This is a genomic window from Citrobacter meridianamericanus, assembly GCF_041320245.1.
Classification (GTDB): Bacteria; Pseudomonadota; Gammaproteobacteria; order Enterobacterales; family Enterobacteriaceae; genus Citrobacter; species Citrobacter meridianamericanus.
This window is the reverse complement of record NZ_CP101036.1, coordinates 2,628,738-2,649,991: the sequence shown is the minus strand read 5'-3', so window position 1 is coordinate 2,649,991 and position 21,254 is coordinate 2,628,738. Positions and strand designations below refer to the sequence as shown.

Genomic DNA, 21,254 nt, shown 5'->3' with positions numbered 1-21,254 from the left:
GAGTTATGTCATGAGTAAACTGTTAGATCGCTTTCGCTACTTTAAACAAAAGGGTGAGACATTTGCCGATGGGCACGGGCAAGTGATGCACACCAACCGGGACTGGGAAGACAGCTATCGTCAGCGCTGGCAGTTCGATAAAATTGTGCGTTCTACCCACGGCGTTAACTGTACCGGCTCATGCAGCTGGAAAATCTACGTCAAAAACGGGCTGGTAACCTGGGAAACTCAGCAAACCGACTATCCTCGTACCCGACCTGACCTGCCAAATCATGAGCCCCGTGGCTGCCCACGCGGCGCAAGTTATTCCTGGTATCTGTACAGCGCCAACCGCCTGAAATATCCGCTGGTGCGTAAACGTCTAATCGAATTGTGGCGCGACGCCCTGTCCCGCCAGCCCGATCCGGTGCTGGCCTGGGAATCCATTATGAACGACCCGCAAAAATGCCTGAGTTACAAGCAGGTGCGCGGGCGCGGCGGGTTTATCCGTTCCAACTGGAAAGAGCTTAATCAGTTGATTGCCGCCGCCAACGTCTGGACGGTAAAAACCTACGGTCCGGATCGCGTGGCCGGATTCTCCCCCATCCCCGCAATGTCGATGGTCTCTTATGCCGCAGGCACACGCTATCTCTCGCTACTGGGCGGAACTTGTCTGAGCTTCTATGACTGGTACTGCGACTTACCGCCTGCATCACCAATGACCTGGGGCGAGCAGACCGATGTACCGGAATCTGCCGACTGGTATAACTCCAGTTATATCATTGCCTGGGGTTCTAACGTGCCACAGACCCGAACCCCGGACGCGCACTTTTTTACTGAAGTACGTTACAAAGGTACCAAGACGATTGCCATTACGCCGGATTACTCGGAGGTCGCCAAACTCTGCGACCAGTGGCTGGCACCCAAACAAGGGACGGACAGCGCGCTGGCGATGGCAATGGGCCACGTCATCCTGAAAGAGTTCCACCTCGACAATCCCAGCGATTACTTCCTCAATTACTGTCGCCGCTATACCGACATGCCGATGCTGGTGCTGCTGGATGCCCGCGAAGATGGCACCTACGTGCCTGGACGCATGATGCGCGCCTCAGACCTTGTCGATGGTCTGGGCGAAAACAACAATCCAGAGTGGAAAACGGTGGCTTTCAACCGCGAAGGCGAACTGGTTGTCCCGAACGGATCCATCGGTTTTCGCTGGGGCGAGAAAGGCAAATGGAATCTCGAATCGCTGGCGGCAGGGACTGAAACAGAGCTTTCCCTCTCGCTGCTTGGTCAGCATGATGACGTGACCGGCGTGGCGTTTCCCTATTTCGGCGGCAACGAAAACCCACATTTTCGCAGCGTGAAACAGGAGCCGGTGCTGATTCGCCAACTGCCGGTAAAACATCTTACCCTCGCCGATGGCAGCCGTTGCCCGGTGGTGAGCGTCTATGATCTGGTACTGGCGAATTACGGCCTCGACCGTGGTCTGGATGATGTTCATAGCGCGCAAGATTACAGCGAAGTGAAAGCCTACACCCCTGCCTGGGGCGAGCAAATTACCGGCGTGCCACGCCGTCATATCGAGCAAATCGCCCGCGAGTTTGCTGATACCGCGCACAAAACGCATGGCCGCTCGATGATCATCCTCGGGGCGGGCGTTAACCACTGGTATCACATGGACATGAACTATCGTGGGATGATTAACATCCTCGTGTTCTGTGGTTGCGTGGGGCAAAGCGGCGGCGGCTGGGCACACTATGTGGGTCAGGAGAAGCTGCGGCCGCAAACCGGTTGGTTACCGCTGGCCTTTGCGCTGGACTGGAACCGTCCTCCGCGTCAGATGAACAGCACCTCGTTTTTCTACAACCACTCCAGTCAGTGGCGCTATGAAAAACTTACCGCTCAGGAACTCCTCTCTCCGCTGGCCGATGCATCGAAGTTTAGTGGGCATTTAATTGATTTTAACGTGCGCGCAGAAAGGATGGGCTGGCTGCCGTCCGCCCCGCAGCTAAACCTCAACCCACTGACCGTTAAGGCAAAGGCAGATCAAGCGGGAATGTCTCCGGTGGAATATACCGCGCAGGCGCTGAAATCGGGTGATATTCGTTTTGCCTGCGAACAGCCGGATAGCGGCAAGAACCATCCACGCAACCTCTTCGTCTGGCGCTCTAACCTGCTCGGCTCTTCCGGTAAAGGGCATGAATACATGCTCAAATATCTGCTGGGTACCGAAAGCGGGATCCAGGGAGAGGCGCTCGGTTCAAGCAACGGTATTAAACCTGAAGAAGTTGAATGGCAGTCCGCAGCGATTGAGGGCAAGCTCGATCTGCTGGTAACGCTCGATTTCCGTATGTCGAGTACCTGCCTGTTCTCCGATATCGTTTTACCAACCGCCACCTGGTATGAAAAAGACGATATGAACACCTCGGATATGCATCCGTTTATTCATCCCTTGTCAGCGGCAGTCGACCCGGCGTGGGAATCGAAGAGCGACTGGGAAATTTATAAAGGCATCGCCAAAGTCTTCTCCGAGGTTTGTGTCGGGCACCTTGGGCAAGAAACGGATGTTGTATTGCAACCACTGCAACACGACTCCCCGGCAGAACTGGCGCAGCCGTTTGACATTCTGGACTGGCGTAAAGGCGAATGCGATCTCCTGCCGGGGAAAACAGCGCCCAATATTGCCGTTGTGGAGCGTGACTACCCCGCCACCTACGAACGTTTTACTTCGCTCGGCCCACTCATGGATAAGCTCGGCAACGGCGGGAAAGGCATTGCGTGGAATACTCAGACGGAGGTCGATTTCCTCGGCAAGCTGAACTACACCAAACGCGAAGGCCCGGCAAAAGGCCGACCGTTGATTGACACCGCACTGGATGCTTCTGAAGTAATCCTCGCCCTGGCACCGGAAACCAACGGTCAGGTGGCGGTAAAAGCCTGGGAAGCGCTGGGCGCGATGACTGGTCGCGACCATACGCATCTGGCCTTGAACAAAGAAGACGAGAAAATTCGTTTTCGCGATATCCAGGCCCAGCCGCGCAAAATTATCTCCAGTCCTACCTGGTCCGGTCTGGAAAGCGAACATGTCTCCTATAACGCAGGCTATACCAACGTCCACGAACTGATCCCATGGCGTACCCTGTCCGGTCGTCAGCAGTTGTATCAGGATCATGCGTGGATGCGAGCGTTTGGTGAAAGTCTGGTGGCATATCGTCCGCCTATCGATACCCGCAGCGTCAGCGAAATGCGCGAAGTTCCGCCTAACGGCTTCCCGGAAAAAGCGCTCAACTTCCTGACGCCGCATCAGAAATGGGGGATCCACTCCACCTACAGCGAAAACCTGCTGATGCTGACGCTTTCTCGCGGCGGCCCCATTGTCTGGATCAGCGAGACCGATGCCAAAGAGCTGGGCATTGAGGATAACGACTGGATTGAAGCCTTCAACGCCAACGGTGCGCTCACTGCGCGTGCAGTAGTGAGTCAACGCGTACCTCCGGGAATGACCATGATGTATCACGCCCAGGAGCGAATCATGAATATCCCAGGCTCGGAAGTCACCGGGATGCGCGGCGGGATCCATAACTCGGTCACCCGCGTCTGCCCGAAACCCACGCACATGATCGGCGGCTATGCGCAACTGGCATACAGCTTCAATTATTACGGGACGGTCGGCTCTAACCGCGATGAGTTCATCATGATTAGAAAAATGAAAAACATTAACTGGCTGGATGATGAAGGTCGCGATCAGGTACAGGAGGCGAAAAAATGAAAATACGCTCACAGGTAGGCATGGTTCTTAATCTGGATAAGTGCATCGGCTGCCACACCTGCTCCGTCACCTGTAAAAACGTCTGGACCGGGCGTGAAGGGATGGAATATGCATGGTTTAACAACGTCGAGACCAAGCCGGGCATTGGTTATCCGAAAAACTGGGAAGATCAGGAAGAGTGGCAAGGCGGCTGGGTTCGTGATGTCAACGGCAAGATCAGACCGCGTCTGGGCGGCAAGATGGGCGTGATCACCAAAATTTTCGCCAACCCGGTGATCCCGCAAATCGATGATTATTACGAACCGTTTACCTACGATTATCAGCATCTGCATAGCGCGCCGGAGAGCAAGAATCAGCCCACCGCGCGTCCGCGTTCACTGATTGATGGCAAGCGGATGGACAAGATTATCTGGGGTCCTAACTGGGAAGAGCTGCTCGGCGGTGAGTTTTCAAAACGAGCCCGTGACCGTAACTTTGAGAAGATGCAAAAGGAGATGTACGGGCAGTTCGAAAACACCTTCATGATGTATTTACCGCGCCTGTGCGAACACTGTCTGAACCCAAGCTGTGTCGCCACCTGCCCGAGCGGTGCCATCTATAAGCGTGAAGAAGACGGCATCGTGCTGATCGACCAGGACAAATGTCGAGGTTGGCGTTTGTGCATTAGCGGTTGCCCGTATAAAAAAATCTACTTTAACTGGAAGAGTGGCAAATCAGAGAAGTGCATTTTCTGTTATCCACGTATTGAGTCCGGTCAGCCAACGGTGTGTTCAGAAACCTGCGTCGGGCGTATCCGTTATCTCGGCGTATTGCTGTACGATGCCGATCGCATCGAGGAAGCTGCGAGCACCGAGCATGAAACCGATCTCTACGAGCGTCAGTGCGATGTGTTCCTCAACCCGAACGATCCGGCGGTGATTGAAGAAGCGCTGAAACAGGGGATTCCGCACAACGTTATCGAAGCGGCCCAACGTTCACCGGTCTATAAAATGGCGATGGACTGGAAGCTGGCGCTGCCTCTGCATCCCGAATACCGCACTTTGCCGATGGTCTGGTATGTTCCGCCGTTGTCACCGATTCAGTCAATTGCCGACGCCGGTGGCCTGCCGCACAACGGCAACATTTTGCCTGCGGTTGAGTCACTGCGAATTCCGGTTCAATACCTCGCCAACATGCTTAGCGCGGGCGATACCGGCCCGGTACTGCGCGCGCTAAAACGGATGATGGCGATGCGCCACTATATGCGTTCGCAAACCGTCGAAGGTGTTACGGATACTCGCGCGATTGAGGAAGTGGGTCTGAGCGTTGAGCAGGTTGAGGAAATGTATCGCTATCTGGCGATTGCCAACTATGAAGACCGCTTCGTGATCCCGACCAGCCACCGCGAAATGGCGCGCGATGCCTTCCCGGAGAAAAACGGCTGCGGCTTTACCTTTGGTGACGGCTGCCATGGTTCCGACACTAAATTCAACCTGTTCAACAGTAGCCGTATTGACGCTATCGACATCACAGAAGTGCGCGATAAAGCGGAGGGGGAATAATGCAAATCCTGAAGGTTATCGGCCTGCTGATGGAGTACCCCGACGAGCTGCTATGGGAGTGTAAAGACGAGGCACTGGCGCTTGTGGCCTGCGATGCCCCAATGCTTAGCGAATTTAGCCAGGCGCTGCTCAATGCGCCGTTACTGGATAAACAAGCCGAATGGTGCGAAATCTTTGACCGGGGTCGGGCCACCTCTCTGCTGCTGTTTGAACATGTGCACGCCGAGTCTCGTGACCGTGGTCAGGCAATGGTTGATCTGTTGGCGCAGTACGAAAAGGTCGGGCTGCAGCTCGACTGTCGTGAACTGCCGGATCACCTGCCTTTATATCTTGAGTACTTAAGCGTGTTACCGGAAGCGGAGGCTAAAGAAGGACTGCAGAACGTCGCACCGATTCTGGCGTTACTGGGTGGGCGTTTGAAGCAGCGTGATACGCCCTGGTATCAACTGTTTGATGCCCTGCTGCTGCTTGCAGGAAGCTCCCTCTCAAGTGACAGCGTCACTAAACAGGTTGGCACGGAAACTCGCGACGATACCCGACAGGCGCTGGATGCAGTCTGGGAAGAGGAACAGGTGAAGTTTATTGAGGATAACGCCACCGCCTGTGACAGTTCACCGTTACAAAATTATCAACGACGCTTTAGCCAGGACGTGGCACCTCAGTATGTCGACGTCAGCGCGGGAGGCCCGAAATGATACAGTACCTGAACGTCTTTTTTTACGATATCTATCCGTACCTGTGCGGTACGGTGTTTATCCTCGGCAGTTGGCTACGCTACGACTACGGGCAATACACATGGCGCGCCTCTTCCAGCCAGATGCTGGACAAACGCGGTATGGTGTTGTGGTCAAACTTATTCCATATCGGTATTCTGGGGATATTCTTCGGTCACCTGTTTGGCATGTTAACGCCGCACTGGATGTATGCCTGGTTCCTGCCGATTGCGGTAAAGCAGCAGATGGCGATGATTGCCGGCGGATTTTGTGGCGTGCTGACGCTGGTTGGCGGCGCTGGCTTGCTGGTGCGCCGGCTGACTAATCCGCGCATTCGTGCAACCTCCTCCACCGCCGATATTCTGATCCTCTGCGTTCTGCTGATTCAATGTATTCTCGGTTTAACCACTATCCCGTTCTCAGCGCAGCATCCTGACGGCAGTGAAATGCTGAAACTGGTCGGTTGGGCGCAGTCGGTGGTGACCTTCCAGGGCGGTGCGTCTGCGCATCTGGATGGCGTGGCGTGGATTTTCCGTGTGCATCTGGTTCTGGGAATGACCATTTTCCTGCTGTTCCCGTTCACCCGACTGGTCCACGTATGGAGTGCGCCGTTTGAGTACTTTACCCGCCGTTATCAGATAGTGCGTTCACGCCGCTAATTTTCTCTGATGCCCGGTATAGCTTGCGCTTACCGGGCCTGGATCGCTATCCCGCTTTTTGTACGTTATGATGCTTCTCCATCCCAGGGAGAACGCTAATGAAACCACAGGTTTATCACGTCGATGCCTTTACCTCGCTACCCTTTCGTGGCAATTCAGCGGGAGTGGTGTTGCATGCTGACGGACTGAGCGAAGCGCAGATGCAGCTCATTGCTAGCGAGCTACGTCATTCGGAAACCGCATTCCTGCTGACCAGTGACGACAGCGATGTTCACATCCGTTATTTCACGCCGACGGTCGAAGTTCCTATCTGTGGGCACGCTACCGTCGCAGCACATTATGTGCGCGCCAATGTGCTGGGTTTGGGCAACAGCACCGTCTGGCAAACCTCGCTCGCCGGTCGTCATCGGGTCGATATTGAAGCAAGTGACAATGACTATCGCATCAGCCTTGAACAAGGCGTACCTGGATTCGAAGCTCCGCTGGAAGGTGCTGTACGTACCGCGATAATCGATGCACTGCACCTGAGCGAAGACGATATGCTGCCCGGATTACCCATTCAGGTAGCCACCACCGGACACTCTAAAGTGATGATTGCGCTGAAGCCTGAGGTGGACCTCGACGCCCTTTCCCCGGATTTGCCTGCCCTGACCGCTATCAGCCAGCAAATTGGCTGTAACGGGTTCTTCCCTTTTCAAATTCGCAAGGACGAAAACGCCACCGATGGCCGCATGTTCTCGCCTGCTATTGGTATTGTGGAAGATCCGGTCACCGGCAATGCCAACGGTCCAATGGGGGCGTGGCTGGTTCACCATGGCGTGATGGCGCATGACGGGAAAACGCTACGTGTTCAGGGGCATCAGGGCCGCGCGCTCGGGCGCGACGGTATTGTTGATGTGACGGTGGCTATCCGTGATAACCTGCCGGAAAAAGTGACTATTACCGGTTCGGCAGTGATCCTGTTTCATGCCGAATGGGCGATCGATTTTTGATTGAATCTGTAAGCCGGATGAAGCGATGACGCCGCATCCGGCATTATTCCCATCCTCTATTTCCCCGCCTCCGGATGTGTATCAAACGCCGCCATGACGGTCGCCAGCTCATCCAGGGTAAACCCATGCTTCACATCATCCACACCCAGTCCAAACCGTTCCTGCAGCAAGGCATACAGACTGGCGACATCGGGTAAATTTATCTGTTCTACCGCACGACCATCCTGATAATGGGTAAAATGAAAATTGGTCAACGTCAGCTTGCCGCCGTCCGGAAGATGGCGACACATCAGCAGATGATGACGAAAATGTGATTGTGGCCAGTGCGCGGACCAGAAGTTACCTATCAGATAATCGCTGTGATGTTGCACCACCAGATCGAAGCGGTACATTGACTGCCAGTGATCGTGATGGCGGAACTGCAGAAGCCAGTCTTCCCCCTCCTGAACCAGGCGATATTCGCCGTGAGGCGTTTGCTGCTCAATGTCGGCCTGCAGACGAATCGGCGCCGTCAGCGTTTGTCCGCCGAAGCCAACGTCGGCAATCCACTGTTCTCCCTGCAACTCAACCAACAACAGACGATGCGTGCGCGGCGGCAAGCTTGACGGATTAGCCAGAACCACTCGTCCGAGAAGGCTACGTACGTTAAAACCGATTTCGCGTAACGCACGCTCAAATACTCCGTTCTGCTCAAAGCAATAGCCGCCGCGACGCGCGGTCACCAGTTTCTCTTCCAGCGACTGATCGTCGAGCTGCATCTCTCTTGGCAGCAATACATCCAGGTTCTCAAATGGAATTGCACCGTTGTGCAGTAAATGCAGTGCTTTTAAGGTTTCAATGTCGGCGCTGGCCGAACCTGACCAGCCAATGCGGGCAAAATAAGCGGTTAAAAAAGGCGTCATACGGCGTTCCTGTTCGATTGGTGCAGTACTTATAACGCATTTTTAATTTTACGCTGTCGAAATTGTGCGTTGTTCCTCAAGACGAGGCGACAAAATCGCTAATACCGTTAATATCTATATCTATTGTGGCGTGTTATCTCTCAGACCAGGAGCATCCATGAGCCATTTCCGTTCAATCGAATTAAAACATGCAAGTCGGCTGCTTAACCACGGCCCTACGATACTAATCACCAGCCGGGATGAGCATACCGAGCGGCGCAATGTGATGGCGGCGGCATGGTCAATGCCCGTGGAGTTTGAACCGCCGCGGATCGCAATTGTTGTCGATAAAACCGCCTGGTCGCGTGAATTGATTGAGCGTAGCGGCAAGTTCGGCATCGTTATTCCGGGCGTGGCCGCCACCAACTGGACCTGGGCGGTAGGCAGCGTTTCGGGTCGCGTAGAAGATAAATTTAACTGCTATGGTATTCCGGTGGTAAAAGGTCCGGTACTGGGATTACCGTTAATAGAAGCGAAATGTCTGGCCTGGATGGAGTGTCGTCTGCTGCCTGCAACTGCGGCACAGGAAAAATATGACACCCTGTTTGGCGAAGTGGTATCTGCTGCCGCTGATGAGCGTGTCTTCGTTGAGGGACGCTGGCAGTTTGATGATGGCCTACTCAATACCCTGCATCATCTTGGCGCCGGAACGTTTGTCACCAGCGGGAAACGCATAACAGCGGCTGAATAATACGGGCGCAATAATCGCCCGTTTACTTTCACATGCTGTAGCCGGGTTTTTTAATCAGCCTCGTCATCTGCGGCGCAATTTCGGCATCCCACACGCCCTGCCACGCCTCGGGCTCAATTTCATTCAGCGCCACGCTCACTGAACTCTCTTTGCTTTGTAAATGACGAATAATGACTTCGGTAATATCCGCCGCCAGTGCGGCCTTCTGTTCTTCGTTCAGATCGCGAGGAAAACATTTGATATCAACGTGCGGCATGACAGGTTCCTTATTGTTTTGGGATGCAGGTTACTTATGCAGACTCTCGTTCAACCAGGTGAAATCCGACATCAATAATATCGTCTTCACGCGGGATTTGTTCGATACGATCGGCAAGCAGAGAGGCGGCGCGCTGTCCATAGCAAACCAGGACGGCGATAACCTTTGTTCAGCAAATAGTCTGCCACCGCCTGTATCACTTTTTCCACGGTTTTCGGGCGCGCCAACTGCGGGTTATTTAGCGCCCTGCTCACCGTGATGGGTGACAATCCTCAGTCTTTTGATTACGCCATTCAGTACGTCGGTTCGATGGGGCTGATTGGCCTGATTTCTTATCTGTTTATCGTGGGTTCATTGGATCGTATTACGCTGACCCCTGCTGTCGAGTAATTTAACCTTATGGCGATAGTTCGCCCGCTGTTCCGGGATTTGCACTCCTGCGGAACAGCGTTTTTTTATTCAAATAATCTTATTGTTTTTCAGGACAGTTCGCAGCATCGGATGCTGGCAAACCGCATCAGCGATGGCGCTAATATTCGGCGTGTTGTCCTGAAACCAGTCATGCCCTGGCCCCCAGGTGCGCATAACAGCAATATAAACGTCCAGCAACGTGAGCTGTTCGCCGAACGCGTACGGCTCGGCGTTTAGCTGATCGTTCAGCCACATATAGAGAGATTTCCGGTACTCAATGCAGTTTTTTTTCAACTGCGCCGGAGCATCTGGCGCCCAGCGATCGGGATAGTCGGCAAAGGTAAATGTAGGATAGACATTTGCCACCAGCCAAATCAGCAGGCGCTGAAACTGCTGGCGTTCGGCGTGTCCAACGGGTGGCGCAAGTTCAGGGCAACGATCGAGGATCATCAGCGCGATCGCTGCCGTTTCCGTCATCACATTGCCATTTTCCAGCACCAGTGTGGGCACCTGACATAGCGGATTCATTTTTTTAAGTAACTCCCGCTGAGGGCCGTCACTGTCAAAACCGTCGACATTAATAAAATGATAAGGGATTTCCGCCAGTGTGAGCATAACTTCACTGATGGCCGATCCCCAGCCCGGCACCCCATAGATTTTCATCATGCTGCAACCCTCAATGTTAAAACCCTAAGTGTAGAGCAGCATTCGTGAGTCTATGCAGTCATCATTATTACTCTAATAATAACAATACCCGTGCCAGAGCGAACACCAGGAGAGTAAGAGATGCGTTCCAGTATGTTTAAATACATGAGCATTTTTGTGCAGGTTGTGGAGCAAGGCGGATTTGCCAAAGCCGCCGATGTGTTACACCTGCATCGCCCTGCTGTAACCAAAGCGATGGGCGTAAAGCTGCTTAAGCGCACCACCCGCAAAGTGAGTCTGACTGATGAGGGCGACGCTTTTTATCAGCGCACAAAAATTTTACTTGGTGATGTTGATGACATCATGACCTCTTTCTCACCCACTCGCCCTCCGCGCGGAAAACTCAGGGTGAACGCTCCCCTGTCGCTGGCGCATTCGGTATTAGTCCCGGCCCTGAACGATTTCCAGTTGCGCTACCCGGATAACGGTTTATCTTTGAAGGACTGCAATCCGGTCAGGTCAAACCGCTGATTGATAAAACCTTCGCTTTTGATGACATTGTCAACGCGCATCGCTACATGGAAGCCAACGGTCAGGTGGGGAAAATCGTCGTCACCCTGTAATCCCTGTGCGGCGCAGCCTTGTGCCTCACGGTGCGCTCCTGACAGCGCTTTCTTTCTGGCGCGATATTTTCACTATGCCTATCACTTCCTGATTAAAAAATCTTGTATGCGTACACTACAAAATATAATAGGGATGTTATCCGCCCTGTAAAAAAATATACTTTTGAGTTTGTTTTATTTCAACAGTAAGATAGCAGTTAATTTAACTTAGGTCAGGGCAAACCGCCTTTCGCGTTATATGTTTGTATTAATTGTTTAACTTTTATGACAACAAATGAATAGTTTAAATGGAAATTTTTATTTTAAGTACTTTCACAAAATTGATGATTAGTAGAGAATGCAGCGTTTCTTATTAAGACTTATTTAAAACAACTTTTAATATCCCCTGGTTTCATTGCGGGGATTTTTTGTATGGATTTTACATACCATCATGGGGTCTCTATGAAAAGTAACACGCCCGTTACACAAATTGAGCACAGACTTAACGATAAAGCGACGCTGCTTTCTACGACGGATAAAGAAAGTCATATTACCTACGCCAACTCCGCATTTATTGATGCCAGCGGATTTAACGAACAGCAATTAATGGGCGAACCGCATAATATTATTCGCCACCCTGATATGCCTCCCGCGGCGTTCGCCGATATGTGGTACACGCTACAGCAGGGAGAGAGCTGGACAGGGATGGTGAAAAACCGTCGGCAGAATGGCGACCATTACTGGGTTCGCGCCAACGTTACACCGGTCTGGCACAATGAAAAGCTCACTGGCTACATTTCGGTGCGTACCGTTCCTTCGCGTGATGAAATAACTCATAGTGAAAGCTTATACCAAAAAATTAATAGTCAGCAGTTTAAAGGCTTTCGGCTTTATAAAGGCATTATCATTCGTCGCGGCATAATGGCATGGGCTTCTATGTTTAAATGGCTGAGTATTAGCCAGCGCGTCAATTATTCTTTAGGAGTAGCCGCCCTGCTCACTTTGTTATTTCAGTTCGCCCCTATCAACCCATTTATTCAGGCGGGTGGGTTGTTAATATTATTTCTTATGCTTGCTATTTACCTTAAGTATCAAATTTGTCAGCCAGTTAATACGCTACTGACGCAAATGAAAAAAGTGGTATCCGGACGAAAACCTGATAACTGTCATTTAAATCGGGTGGATGAGATCGGAATGCTGATGCGGCTGGTTAATCAGTCCGGACTTAACCTGAATTCACTGGTCGATGACGTCAGTACGCAAATCTCCGGCATTCGCGCGATCAGTCAACGGGTATCAAAAGAAGGTACGGCGCTGCATAAACGCTCAGAAGAAACCTCAGCCGACCTGCAACAGACGGCTGCGGCCATTGAAGAAATTGGCAGTGCAGTACAGCAAACCGCTGAAACGGCGGCTCATACCATGACTATGGCCGATAAAACCAGCGCCAACGCTGCAGAAGGCGGCGATATCATGAAACAAACTATCGCCATGATGCAGGCGATATCGCGTGACAACGGGCAGATCGTTGACATCATTGGCGTCATCGACAGCATCGCTTTTCAGACCAATATTCTGGCGCTCAATGCCGCAGTTGAGGCGGCGCGCGCCGGGGAGTCCGGCCGTGGTTTTGCCGTCGTGGCGGCAGAAGTGCGAAATCTGGCGCAGCACTCAGCGTCCGCGGCAAAAGAGATCAAGCAACTTATCGAAAAAAACGTCGCTAACGTGAATAGCGGGGTCAAAATGGTGGAGCAAACGGAAACACATCTCACCGGGATGATTGGCGATGTACTGCAGATGTCGATGATGATCAAAGACATTAGTCTGGCCACCCGCGAGCAAACCCAGGCGTTGGATCTGATTAATGATTCGATTTCACGCGTTGGCACCATGACGCACAATAACGCAGAGATGGTGGAACGTGTCACTGACGCGACTGCCGATCTGACCCAGCGTTCATCACGTTTACAGCAGGCCGTTCAGGTCTTTGGCGCATCGGCATAAACACGCTGCGCTTATCGGGTAAATGTCTCGATAAGTGCGCCTCTCCTTGTATTAACCCCCTTCTTTTTTATTGGCTGAATCGAGGCCAGCTATGGCTGTACAAAAATACTGAATTCTTGTTATCGGGGCTTTGCGGAACCGATCAATTGAATGTAGGATGCTCGGCCGGCTGTTTTCCCTCGTAACACAATGAAGGGTAACGCTGTTTTCGCCGCAGCAGGTGCGGCAAAAAGGACGTTGAATTTTTGTCAGGTCAACAGGAAACGTAATGAACACAAACAACACGCAAGCCGCAGAGCAACATGCGGCGAAACGACGCTGGTTGAATGCTCACGAAGAGGGGTATCACAAAGCGATGGGCAATCGACAGGTGCAAATGATCGCCATTGGCGGCGCAATTGGTACCGGATTGTTTTTAGGCGCAGGCGCACGCTTGCAGATGGCCGGGCCTGCTTTGGCGCTGGTCTATCTGGTGTGCGGTATTTTTTCGTTCTTTATACTGCGCGCGCTCGGTGAACTGGTTTTACACCGCCCTTCCAGCGGCAGTTTTGTTTCCTATGCTCGTGAATTTTTAGGTGAGAAAGCCGCCTATGTGGCGGGCTGGATGTACTTCATCAACTGGGCAATGACCGGCATTGTCGATATCACCGCAGTGGCGCTGTATATGCATTACTGGGGCGCATTTGGCGATGTGCCGCAGTGGGTATTCGCCCTCGGCGCACTGGCCATTGTCGGCACCATGAACATGATCGGCGTGAAGTGGTTCGCAGAGATGGAGTTTTGGTTTGCACTGGTTAAAGTACTGGCGATTGTCATTTTTCTGGTGGTGGGGACCGTATTTTTAGGTACCGGAAAGCCGCTTGATGGTAACGCCACGGGTTTTCACCTGATTACCGACAACGGCGGATTCTTCCCGCATGGCCTGTTGCCAGCGCTGGTACTTGTACAGGGTGTGGTTTTTGCGTTTGCCTCTATTGAACTGGTGGGCACTGCCGCCGGTGAATGCAAAGATCCGCAAACGATGGTGCCAAAAGCAATCAATAGCGTTATCTGGCGTATTGGTCTGTTTTATGTGGGTTCTGTCGTGCTGCTGGTTCTGTTACTACCATGGAACGCCTATCAGGCAGGACAAAGCCCGTTTGTCACCTTCTTCTCCAAACTGGGTGTGCCGTACATCGGCAGTATCATGAATATTGTGGTGCTCACTGCGGCGCTTTCCAGCCTTAACTCCGGGCTGTATTGCACCGGGCGTATTTTACGTTCCATGTCGATGGGCGGATCTGCGCCGAAGTTTATGGCGAAAATGAGCCGTCAACAGGTACCCTGGGCTGGGATCCTCGCCACGCTGGTCGTGTATGTCGTTGGCGTATTCCTGAACTATCTGGTGCCATCGCAGGTGTTTGAGATCGTGCTGAACTTCGCGTCGCTGGGCATTATTGCGTCGTGGGGATTTATTATGGTCTGTCAGATGCGTCTGCGCCGGGCCATCAAAGAAGGCAAAACGGCAGATGTCAGCTTCAAACTGCCGGGCGCACCGTTTACCTCCTGGTTAACGCTGCTGTTCCTGCTGAGCGTGCTGGTACTGATGGCGTTTGACTATCCGAACGGTACTTATACCATCGCATCATTACCGCTGATAGCCATCCTGCTGGTTGCGGGTTGGTTTGGTGTACGTAAGCGCGTTGCTGAAATTCACCGCACTGCGCCGTAATGACAAAAGGCCTGACAGGTTAATCCTTCAGGCCTTCTTTTTTAGTTAGTTTCAATCAACTGCGCGACGTCATTGCTGTTAATTCCCCGCGCATTCCCGTCTTTTTATCCAGCTTTGACGAGGCGTATCGTAGGGTTTGGAGAAATGACACGAGGGGTTTCCCCCTCCGGTTAATTACAGCGCAATACGAATAACATCGTCCGGCTGGGTAGCTTCCTGCTCGCGTGTAGACTTCTGCTTCACGCTGACGTACAGGGTTTTACCATCGGCGGAGAGCGCCAGGCTGTTCGGGAATGTTGGGGTATCAAACGTTTTGATGACTTTATAAGTTTTCGCGTCGATCACGCTGACTTTTCCGGCCTGACGATGGGTCACGTAGGCTTCGTTACGCACCGGGTTGAACAGCACGGCCAGGGATTCCGGCGCGGCGACTTTAGCCAGTACGTTACCATTACGGGTGTCGACTACCAGCACTTCTGCCGCTTTAGAGTCGGTGACAAATGCACGGTTACCCGCCGTGTCCAGGCTCAGGTTGATGAAGAAATGCTCTTTGCCATCATCCAGCAGCTTTTTGCGACTGAGAATTTTGTTGGTGGTGGTATCGATGGTAATGAATTCACCGTCTGCATTGGCCGTATACAGGCGCTTAGCGTTGCTGTCGACCGCCAGAGCGGTGCTCATTTTGCCGGTATTTTGAATGGTGTCCTTCAGTTTAATGGCATCACCGTCCACCACCCAAATCACGCTCTCTTTACCAATACCGCTAATGTATACCGTGTTCGTGGCGTCATCTGCGGCCAGCTCACGCGGCTGCAGCGGGCGAACATCTTCAGAACGCTTACGCGCATCCAGCACCAGACGCCCTTTCACTGTGCCCGTTTTGGCATCCATCGCCGTTACCGCGCTATTTACCGTGTTGCCGAACCACAGCGTTTGCGTGGCGTTGTTAATGGTGGCACCAAACGGTTTGAGATCGTTATGAATAACCTGAGTCACTTCGAGGGTGACTGGATCAAGACGATAAACAACCCCGCCGACATCCAGTTTGCGGCTCTGCGAGGTTGCCAGCCACAGTGCGTTCTCTTGTTGGCTGTACGCCATTTCATAGGCGCCTTTACCCACGGCTTTGCGCAGCAGTTCTTCTGCAGCCTGCGTAGTAAAAGATGATGCAACGAGCAGTGAACCTAACAGTAATGAACCACGCAGACGCGGTGAAAACAGATGACGTAAAGACATGACGACTCCCTTTGAAAAATTCGTTTGTTACTGCTTCACATAGCTTCAATGCGCAAAATCATAGTTTTGCTTTGTAGTAATGAGAATAGTAATCATTATTCATCTCAAAGTGGAGCACTTATTCACATATTGACTACAATCGTTTTGGTTGTCCGGTTATTTACCGCAATTCAACAGCGTTAAATTTCATCTTTTATAAAAATATTCACATGATTACCGCCGATTTTACGGCGTAAACATCATTTACTGGCCTTGTTCATGACGATTTTTTCAGCTCGCTTTATTGCATTTCCTGTTTCATTACTGTCTTTCCTGCTCTCCCCATGTGCTGTGGCAGAAAGTGAGATCAACGATCAAACGCTGATCGTGAGCGCGACGCCGCAATCCGTTTCTGAGCTGGACACCCCAGCTGCCGTCAGCGTCGTTAACGGCGAAGATATGCGTCTGGCAGCGCCGCGAATTAATTTGTCTGAATCCCTGACTAGTGTCCCAGGGCTACAGGTGCAAAATCGGCAGAACTACGCCCAGGATCTACAGTTGTCGATTCGCGGATTTGGTTCGCGAACCACGTATGGCATCCGCGGTATTCGTTTGTACGTCGACGGGATCCCGGCAACGATGCCGGATGGACAGGGTCAAACCTCCAATATTGATATCAGCAGCGTACAAAATATTGAGGTTTTACGTGGCCCCTTCTCGGCTTTGTATGGCAATGCCTCCGGCGGGGTGATGAATGTCAGCACTGAAACGGGTCATGAACCGCCAACCATTGAAGCCAGCAGTTATTACGGCAGTTTTGGCACCTGGCGCTACGGGTTAAAAGCAACGGGCGCGCTGGGTGATGGTACTCAACGAGGGGATGTGGATTACACCGTTTCAACAACCCGGTTTACCACCCACGGATATCGCGATCGCAGTAGTGCGCAAAAAAGTCTGGCCAATGCCAAACTGGGCGTGCGCATAGATGATGCGAGCAAACTGACACTGATTTTCAATAGTGTAGACAGCAAGGCCGACGATCCCGGCGGTCTTACCGAGTCGGAATGGCAGTCTAATCCGCAGCAATCGCCTCGCGCAGAGCAATTTAATACGCGAAAAACCATCAAACAGACCCAGGCGGGATTGCGATATGAACGCCAGCTTAGCGCGCAGGATGATATCAGTATCATGACCTACGCGGGGGAACGTGAGACCACGCAGTACCAGTCGATCCCAATGGCCCCTCAGTTAAAACCGTCTCACGCCGGAGGCGTCATTACCCTGCAGCGTCATTATCAGGGGATAGATAACCGTTGGACTCACCGTGGTGAGCTGGGCATACCCGTGACCTTCACTACCGGTCTGAATTATGAAAACATGAGCGAAAACCGGAAAGGCTACAACAACTTTCGCCTTGATGAAGGCGTGCCGGAGTATGGCCAGAAAGGCGACTTACGACGTAACGAGCGTAATCTGATGTGGAATCTCGATCCCTATCTGCAAACCCAGTGGCAATTAACGCAGAAGCTTTCGCTGGATGCAGGCCTTCGCTACAGTTCGGTGTGGTTTGATTCTAACGATCGCTATATTACCCCAGGTAACGGAGATGACAGCGGTGACGCCAGCTATCACCAGTGGTTACCTGCCGGGTCGTTAAAATACGCCATCACTGATGCCTGGAACGTTTACCTGGCTGCGGGACGCGGGTTCGAAACGCCGACCATCAATGAATTGTCTTACCGCGCTGATGGTCAGAGTGGGATGAATTTTAACCTACAGCCTGCAACAAATGATACCGTTGAAATTGGCAGTAAAACGCGTATCGGTGACGGATTGTTTACCGCCGCCCTGTTCCAGACCAACACGGATGACGAAATCGTCGTTGACAGTAGCAGCGGTGGAAGGACGACCTATAAAAACGCCGGTAAAACCCGCCGTCAGGGCGCCGAGTTAGCCTGGGACCAACGTTTTGCAGGAGACTGGCGCGTAAAAGCGGCATGGACCTGGCTTGATGCAACTTATCGCAGCAACGTCTGTGGGGATCAAAACTGCAACGGCAAACGACTGCCCGGCATAGCGCAAAACATGGGATTTGCGTCACTGGGCTACGTGCCTGATGAAGGTTGGTATGCGGGAACAGAAGTTCGTTATATGGGCAACATTATGGCCAATGATGAAAATACAGCGAAAGCCCCGTCCTATACCGTTGTTGGTTTGAATACCGGTTATAAATTTTATTACAGCAGTCTCATGATCGACCTGTTCACTCGGGTGGATAATCTGTTCGATAAAACTTATGTCGGCTCGGTGATTGTGAATGAGTCAAACGGCAGATACTACGAACCGGCGCCAGGACGAAACTACGGTTTAGGAATTAATCTGGCATGGCGTTTTGAGTAAAACTGGCGGGAATGACTCCCGCCCTCCGATTTACGCATCGTCGGCAAGACGAATAACCACCTTGCCAAAGTTTTTGCCGGTCAGCAGGCCGATAAAGGTCTGCGGCGCATTTTCCAGACCGTCGGTGATTTGCTCGCGGTAATGGATTTTGCCCTCTTTAACCCAACGTCCCATCTCGCGCTGAAACTCCTGAATGCGGTGACCATAATCCTGACCAATAATAAAGCCCTGCATGCGGATACGTTTTTTCAGCAGCGTTGCCATCAGCAAAGGTAATCTGTCCGGTCCGGCAGGGAGCGATGTGGCGTTGTAACCGCTGACCAGTCCGCAAAGCGGAATGCGCGCAGACGTGTTGAGTAACGGCAGGACAGCGTCAAATACCTTTCCGCCGACGTTTTCATAGTAAATATCGATCCCCTGTGGACAGGCTTTTGCCAGCTGTTGCGCGAAATCTTGTGCGTGGTGATCGAGACAGACATCAAAACCCAGTACTTCGGTGGCATGGCGGCATTTTTCAACGCCGCCTGCAACGCCGATCACCCGGCAACCTTTGAGCTTACCTATCTGTCCTACCGTTGCGCCAACCGGGCCTGTCGCGGCTGCCACAACCAGCGTTTCTCCCGCTTTCGGCTGACCGATATCGAGCAGCCCCATATAGGCGGTAAAACCTGGCATACCCATAACGCCCAGTGCCCAGGAGGGATGCTCGGGGTTATCGCCAAGTTTCACCAGCCCGTTCCCATCGGAGATGTCATAGTCCTGCCATCCGCTGTAGCTCAGCACCCACTCGCCAGGCTGATAGTCAGGATGATTAGATGACACTACGCGACTTACGGTACCGCCAACCATAATGCCGCCAATCTCAACCGGTGCGGAGTAAGACGGTTCATCGCTCATGCGTCCACGCATATAGGGATCGAGAGAAAGAAAAACGGTGCGCAGTAAAATCTGACCTTCACCCGGCGTTGCAACCTCATCTTCTTCAAGACGGAAGTTGTCCGTAACTGGCGCGCCATGCGGGCGGGAAGCCAGTACCCAGCGGCGATTACGATTAGTCTGTTGACCCATGATGTGCTCCTCTGCTTTTGGCATGAATCCATCAATAGTAGCAGCCCGGACCTGCCATTTAGCTGACGCCAGGGTTTAACCGCACAACCAGGTAAACGCAGGGTTGTGTAGTTTCATTGATAAACCGACAGTCATTTGGTGGGCCAAGCTCCAGGCAATCGCCCGCCTGCATTTCATGTCGTACGTCCCCCTCCACAAAGACTAACTCCCCTTGCTGGAGCCAGATAAGCTGTCTGGCCTGTACATAAGAAGAGGCTGGCATCGGAATATCGCTGCTGGCAGGCAATTCTATCTGCACCAGATCAATCGGCAGATCGCTGCGCGGTGAAACATGGCGGCGTAAATAATGGCTTTGCGGGTCGTGCCAGACGGGCTGGTCAGCGAAGCGCAGCAGCTTGCCCTCCTGCATTTCGGCCCGCGCAATCAGCATAGACATGCTGATACCAAAGGCGCCGGAGAGCCTGCCCAGCAGCGTGGCCGTTGGGCTGCTTTCACCGCGTTCTATTTTATGGATCATCGCCCGCGACACGCCCGCGCGCTCGGCAAGTTCCGTCAGTGACCAGCCGCGAGATTCCCGCTCAATGCGAATTCTTGCCGCGATCCGTTGATTTATGCTGTCTTCAATAGTATTCATATTGTAATACTATAGTGAACAAGCCTTGAGGTTCAAGATGTCAATTCGATTTGCCAGCAAAGAAGACTGTGCAGCTATTGCCGAAATCTACAACCACGCGGTACTGCATACGGCGGCTATCTGGAACGATCAAACGGTCGATGCCGAAAACCGTATTTCCTGGTACGAAGCCCGCCAGTTGATGGGGTATCCGGTGCTGGTAAGTGAAGATAATGGCGTGGTTACGGGATATGCCTCCTTTGGCGACTGGCGTAACTTTGATGGATTTCGCCATACCGTTGAACATTCGGTGTATGTCCATCCTGAGCATCAGGGAAAGGGCCTGGGACGAGCGCTGCTTAGCAGGCTGATAGAAGAAGCTCGTGTATGCGGCAAGCATGTGATGGTGGCCGGTATTGAGTCTCAGAATCAGGCGTCTTTGCATCTGCACAGCACGCTGGGTTTTAAAACCACCGCGCAAATGCCGCAGGTTGGCACCAAATTTGGCCGCTGGCTGGATCTGACCTTCATGCAGTTGCAGTTAGACGATCGTCGCGAACCGGATGCCGGCAGATGAACCAGACGCTGACCCTCTCCTTTCTGATTGCGGCAGGTATTGGTCTGGTGGTGCAAAATACCTTGATGGTGCGCATTACGCAGACATCCTCGACGATCCTCATCGCCATGTTATTGAACTCGCTGGTCGGGATCGTATTATTTGTCAGCATATTGTGGTTTAAGCAAGGTGCGGCAGGATTTGCAGAGCTGGTCTCCAGCGTACGTTGGTGGACGCTAATCCCCGGCTTGCTGGGATCGTTCTTCGTTTTTGCCAGTATCAGCGGATATCAAAATGTGGGCGCAGCGACGACTATCGCGGTGCTGGTCGCCAGCCAGTTAATTGGCGGGTTGGTGCTGGATATTTTGCGCAGCCACGGCGTGCCGCTGCGGGCGCTGGTGGGGCCAGTCTGTGGCGCGGTGCTGCTGGTCGTCGGAGCCTGGCTGGTGGCGCGACGCTCATTTTAATTGCGCTTATCCGACCTA

At 52.6% G+C, this 21,254-nt stretch carries 17 protein-coding genes and 4 pseudogenes; 14 read left to right on the top strand and 7 right to left on the bottom strand.

What is annotated here, in order from left to right:
• The first annotated feature begins 10 nt into the window (after nt 1-10).
• From NMD08_RS12730 to NMD08_RS12710, 5 genes are all read left to right on the top strand, one after another.
• Nucleotides 11-3,751, top strand: a complete 3,741-nt coding sequence (locus NMD08_RS12730) for a nitrate reductase subunit alpha (RefSeq protein ID WP_252838792.1) — start codon at nt 11-13, stop codon at nt 3,749-3,751.
• Nucleotides 3,748-5,292: a nitrate reductase subunit beta gene (gene narH, locus NMD08_RS12725; RefSeq protein WP_151219257.1), complete on the top strand. Its 1,545-nt coding sequence runs from the start codon at nt 3,748-3,750 to the stop codon at nt 5,290-5,292. The genes NMD08_RS12730 and narH overlap by 4 nt, the downstream gene beginning before the upstream one ends.
• Complete coding sequence (gene narW / locus NMD08_RS12720; protein WP_370620194.1) at nt 5,292-5,987, top strand: nitrate reductase molybdenum cofactor assembly chaperone; 696 nt, start codon at nt 5,292-5,294, stop codon at nt 5,985-5,987. The genes narH and narW overlap by 1 nt, the downstream gene beginning before the upstream one ends.
• Complete coding sequence (narI, locus tag NMD08_RS12715) at nt 5,984-6,664, top strand: respiratory nitrate reductase subunit gamma (protein WP_187252403.1); 681 nt, start codon at nt 5,984-5,986, stop codon at nt 6,662-6,664. The genes narW and narI overlap by 4 nt, the downstream gene beginning before the upstream one ends.
• A gap of 98 nt (nt 6,665-6,762) precedes the next feature.
• Complete coding sequence (locus NMD08_RS12710; protein WP_370620193.1) at nt 6,763-7,656, top strand: PhzF family isomerase; 894 nt, start codon at nt 6,763-6,765, stop codon at nt 7,654-7,656.
• Nucleotides 7,657-7,712: 56 nt separating this feature from the next.
• Here the strand turns inward: NMD08_RS12710 and nhoA are convergent, their stop codons facing one another.
• Nucleotides 7,713-8,558 carry an N-hydroxyarylamine O-acetyltransferase gene (gene nhoA / locus NMD08_RS12705; RefSeq protein ID WP_252838794.1) on the bottom strand — a complete coding sequence of 282 codons (846 nt, stop codon included), beginning with the start codon at nt 8,556-8,558 and terminating at the stop codon, nt 7,713-7,715.
• Nucleotides 8,559-8,715: 157 nt separating this feature from the next.
• On the opposite strand from nhoA, the gene NMD08_RS12700 reads away from it, so the two are divergent.
• Complete coding sequence (locus tag NMD08_RS12700; RefSeq protein ID WP_151219262.1) at nt 8,716-9,288, top strand: flavin reductase family protein; 573 nt, start codon at nt 8,716-8,718, stop codon at nt 9,286-9,288.
• A gap of 28 nt (nt 9,289-9,316) precedes the next feature.
• Here NMD08_RS12700 and pptA read toward each other — a convergent pair whose 3' ends face one another.
• Nucleotides 9,317-9,544 carry a tautomerase PptA gene (gene pptA, locus NMD08_RS12695; protein ID WP_151219263.1) on the bottom strand — a complete coding sequence of 76 codons (228 nt, stop codon included), beginning with the start codon at nt 9,542-9,544 and terminating at the stop codon, nt 9,317-9,319.
• A 34-nt stretch (nt 9,545-9,578) separates the two neighbouring features.
• Nucleotides 9,579-9,683 (bottom strand): annotated as a pseudogene (locus tag NMD08_RS12690) (GntR family transcriptional regulator); the annotation flags it as partial.
• 125 nt (nt 9,684-9,808) lie between these two features.
• Between NMD08_RS12690 and NMD08_RS12685 the strand changes: the two are divergent.
• Nucleotides 9,809-9,934, top strand: a pseudogene (locus tag NMD08_RS12685) (glucarate transporter); the annotation flags it as partial.
• A 69-nt stretch (nt 9,935-10,003) separates the two neighbouring features.
• On the opposite strand, the gene NMD08_RS12680 reads toward NMD08_RS12685, so the two are convergent.
• Nucleotides 10,004-10,621 (bottom strand): glutathione S-transferase family protein, encoded by a 618-nt coding sequence (locus tag NMD08_RS12680; protein ID WP_370620192.1) that lies wholly within the window; start codon nt 10,619-10,621, stop codon nt 10,004-10,006.
• 120 nt (nt 10,622-10,741) lie between these two features.
• On the opposite strand from NMD08_RS12680, the pseudogene NMD08_RS12675 reads away from it, so the two are divergent.
• The 4 genes and pseudogenes from NMD08_RS12675 to ansP form a co-directional block, all read left to right on the top strand.
• A pseudogene (locus NMD08_RS12675) lies at nt 10,742-11,083 on the top strand (LysR family transcriptional regulator); the annotation flags it as partial.
• A 2-nt stretch (nt 11,084-11,085) separates the two neighbouring features.
• Nucleotides 11,086-11,223: pseudogene (locus tag NMD08_RS12670) on the top strand (zinc-binding dehydrogenase); the annotation flags it as partial.
• A 441-nt stretch (nt 11,224-11,664) separates the two neighbouring features.
• A complete protein-coding gene (locus NMD08_RS12665) occupies nt 11,665-13,206 on the top strand; it encodes a PAS domain-containing methyl-accepting chemotaxis protein (RefSeq protein WP_187252401.1) in 1,542 nt (513 codons plus the stop codon).
• Between the two features lie 268 nt (nt 13,207-13,474).
• Nucleotides 13,475-14,917, top strand: coding sequence for an L-asparagine permease (gene ansP / locus NMD08_RS12660; protein WP_003833088.1), 1,443 nt, complete (start codon nt 13,475-13,477; stop codon nt 14,915-14,917).
• Between the two features lie 174 nt (nt 14,918-15,091).
• Here the strand turns inward: ansP and NMD08_RS12655 are convergent, their stop codons facing one another.
• Nucleotides 15,092-16,153, bottom strand: a complete 1,062-nt coding sequence (locus NMD08_RS12655) for a YncE family protein (RefSeq protein ID WP_370620191.1) — start codon at nt 16,151-16,153, stop codon at nt 15,092-15,094.
• Nucleotides 16,154-16,411: 258 nt separating this feature from the next.
• Between NMD08_RS12655 and pqqU the strand changes: the two genes are divergently transcribed.
• Nucleotides 16,412-18,532, top strand: coding sequence for a TonB-dependent receptor PqqU (pqqU, locus tag NMD08_RS12650; RefSeq protein WP_370620190.1), 2,121 nt, complete (start codon nt 16,412-16,414; stop codon nt 18,530-18,532).
• A gap of 30 nt (nt 18,533-18,562) precedes the next feature.
• Here the strand turns inward: pqqU and NMD08_RS12645 are convergent, their stop codons facing one another.
• Nucleotides 18,563-19,600 carry an NADP-dependent oxidoreductase gene (locus NMD08_RS12645; RefSeq protein WP_370620189.1) on the bottom strand — a complete coding sequence of 346 codons (1,038 nt, stop codon included), beginning with the start codon at nt 19,598-19,600 and terminating at the stop codon, nt 18,563-18,565.
• A gap of 58 nt (nt 19,601-19,658) precedes the next feature.
• Entirely contained in the window at nt 19,659-20,234 is a 576-nt protein-coding gene (locus NMD08_RS12640; protein ID WP_370620188.1) for a helix-turn-helix domain-containing protein, read from the bottom strand.
• A 37-nt stretch (nt 20,235-20,271) separates the two neighbouring features.
• On the opposite strand from NMD08_RS12640, the gene mddA reads away from it, so the two are divergent.
• Both mddA and NMD08_RS12630 read left to right on the top strand, forming a co-directional pair.
• Nucleotides 20,272-20,790: an L-methionine sulfoximine/L-methionine sulfone acetyltransferase gene (gene mddA, locus NMD08_RS12635; protein ID WP_187252395.1), complete on the top strand. Its 519-nt coding sequence runs from the start codon at nt 20,272-20,274 to the stop codon at nt 20,788-20,790.
• A complete protein-coding gene (locus tag NMD08_RS12630; RefSeq protein ID WP_151219271.1) occupies nt 20,787-21,236 on the top strand; it encodes a DMT family transporter in 450 nt (149 codons plus the stop codon). Before mddA ends, NMD08_RS12630 begins: the two co-directional genes overlap by 4 nt.
• Nucleotides 21,237-21,254 lie beyond the last annotated feature (18 nt).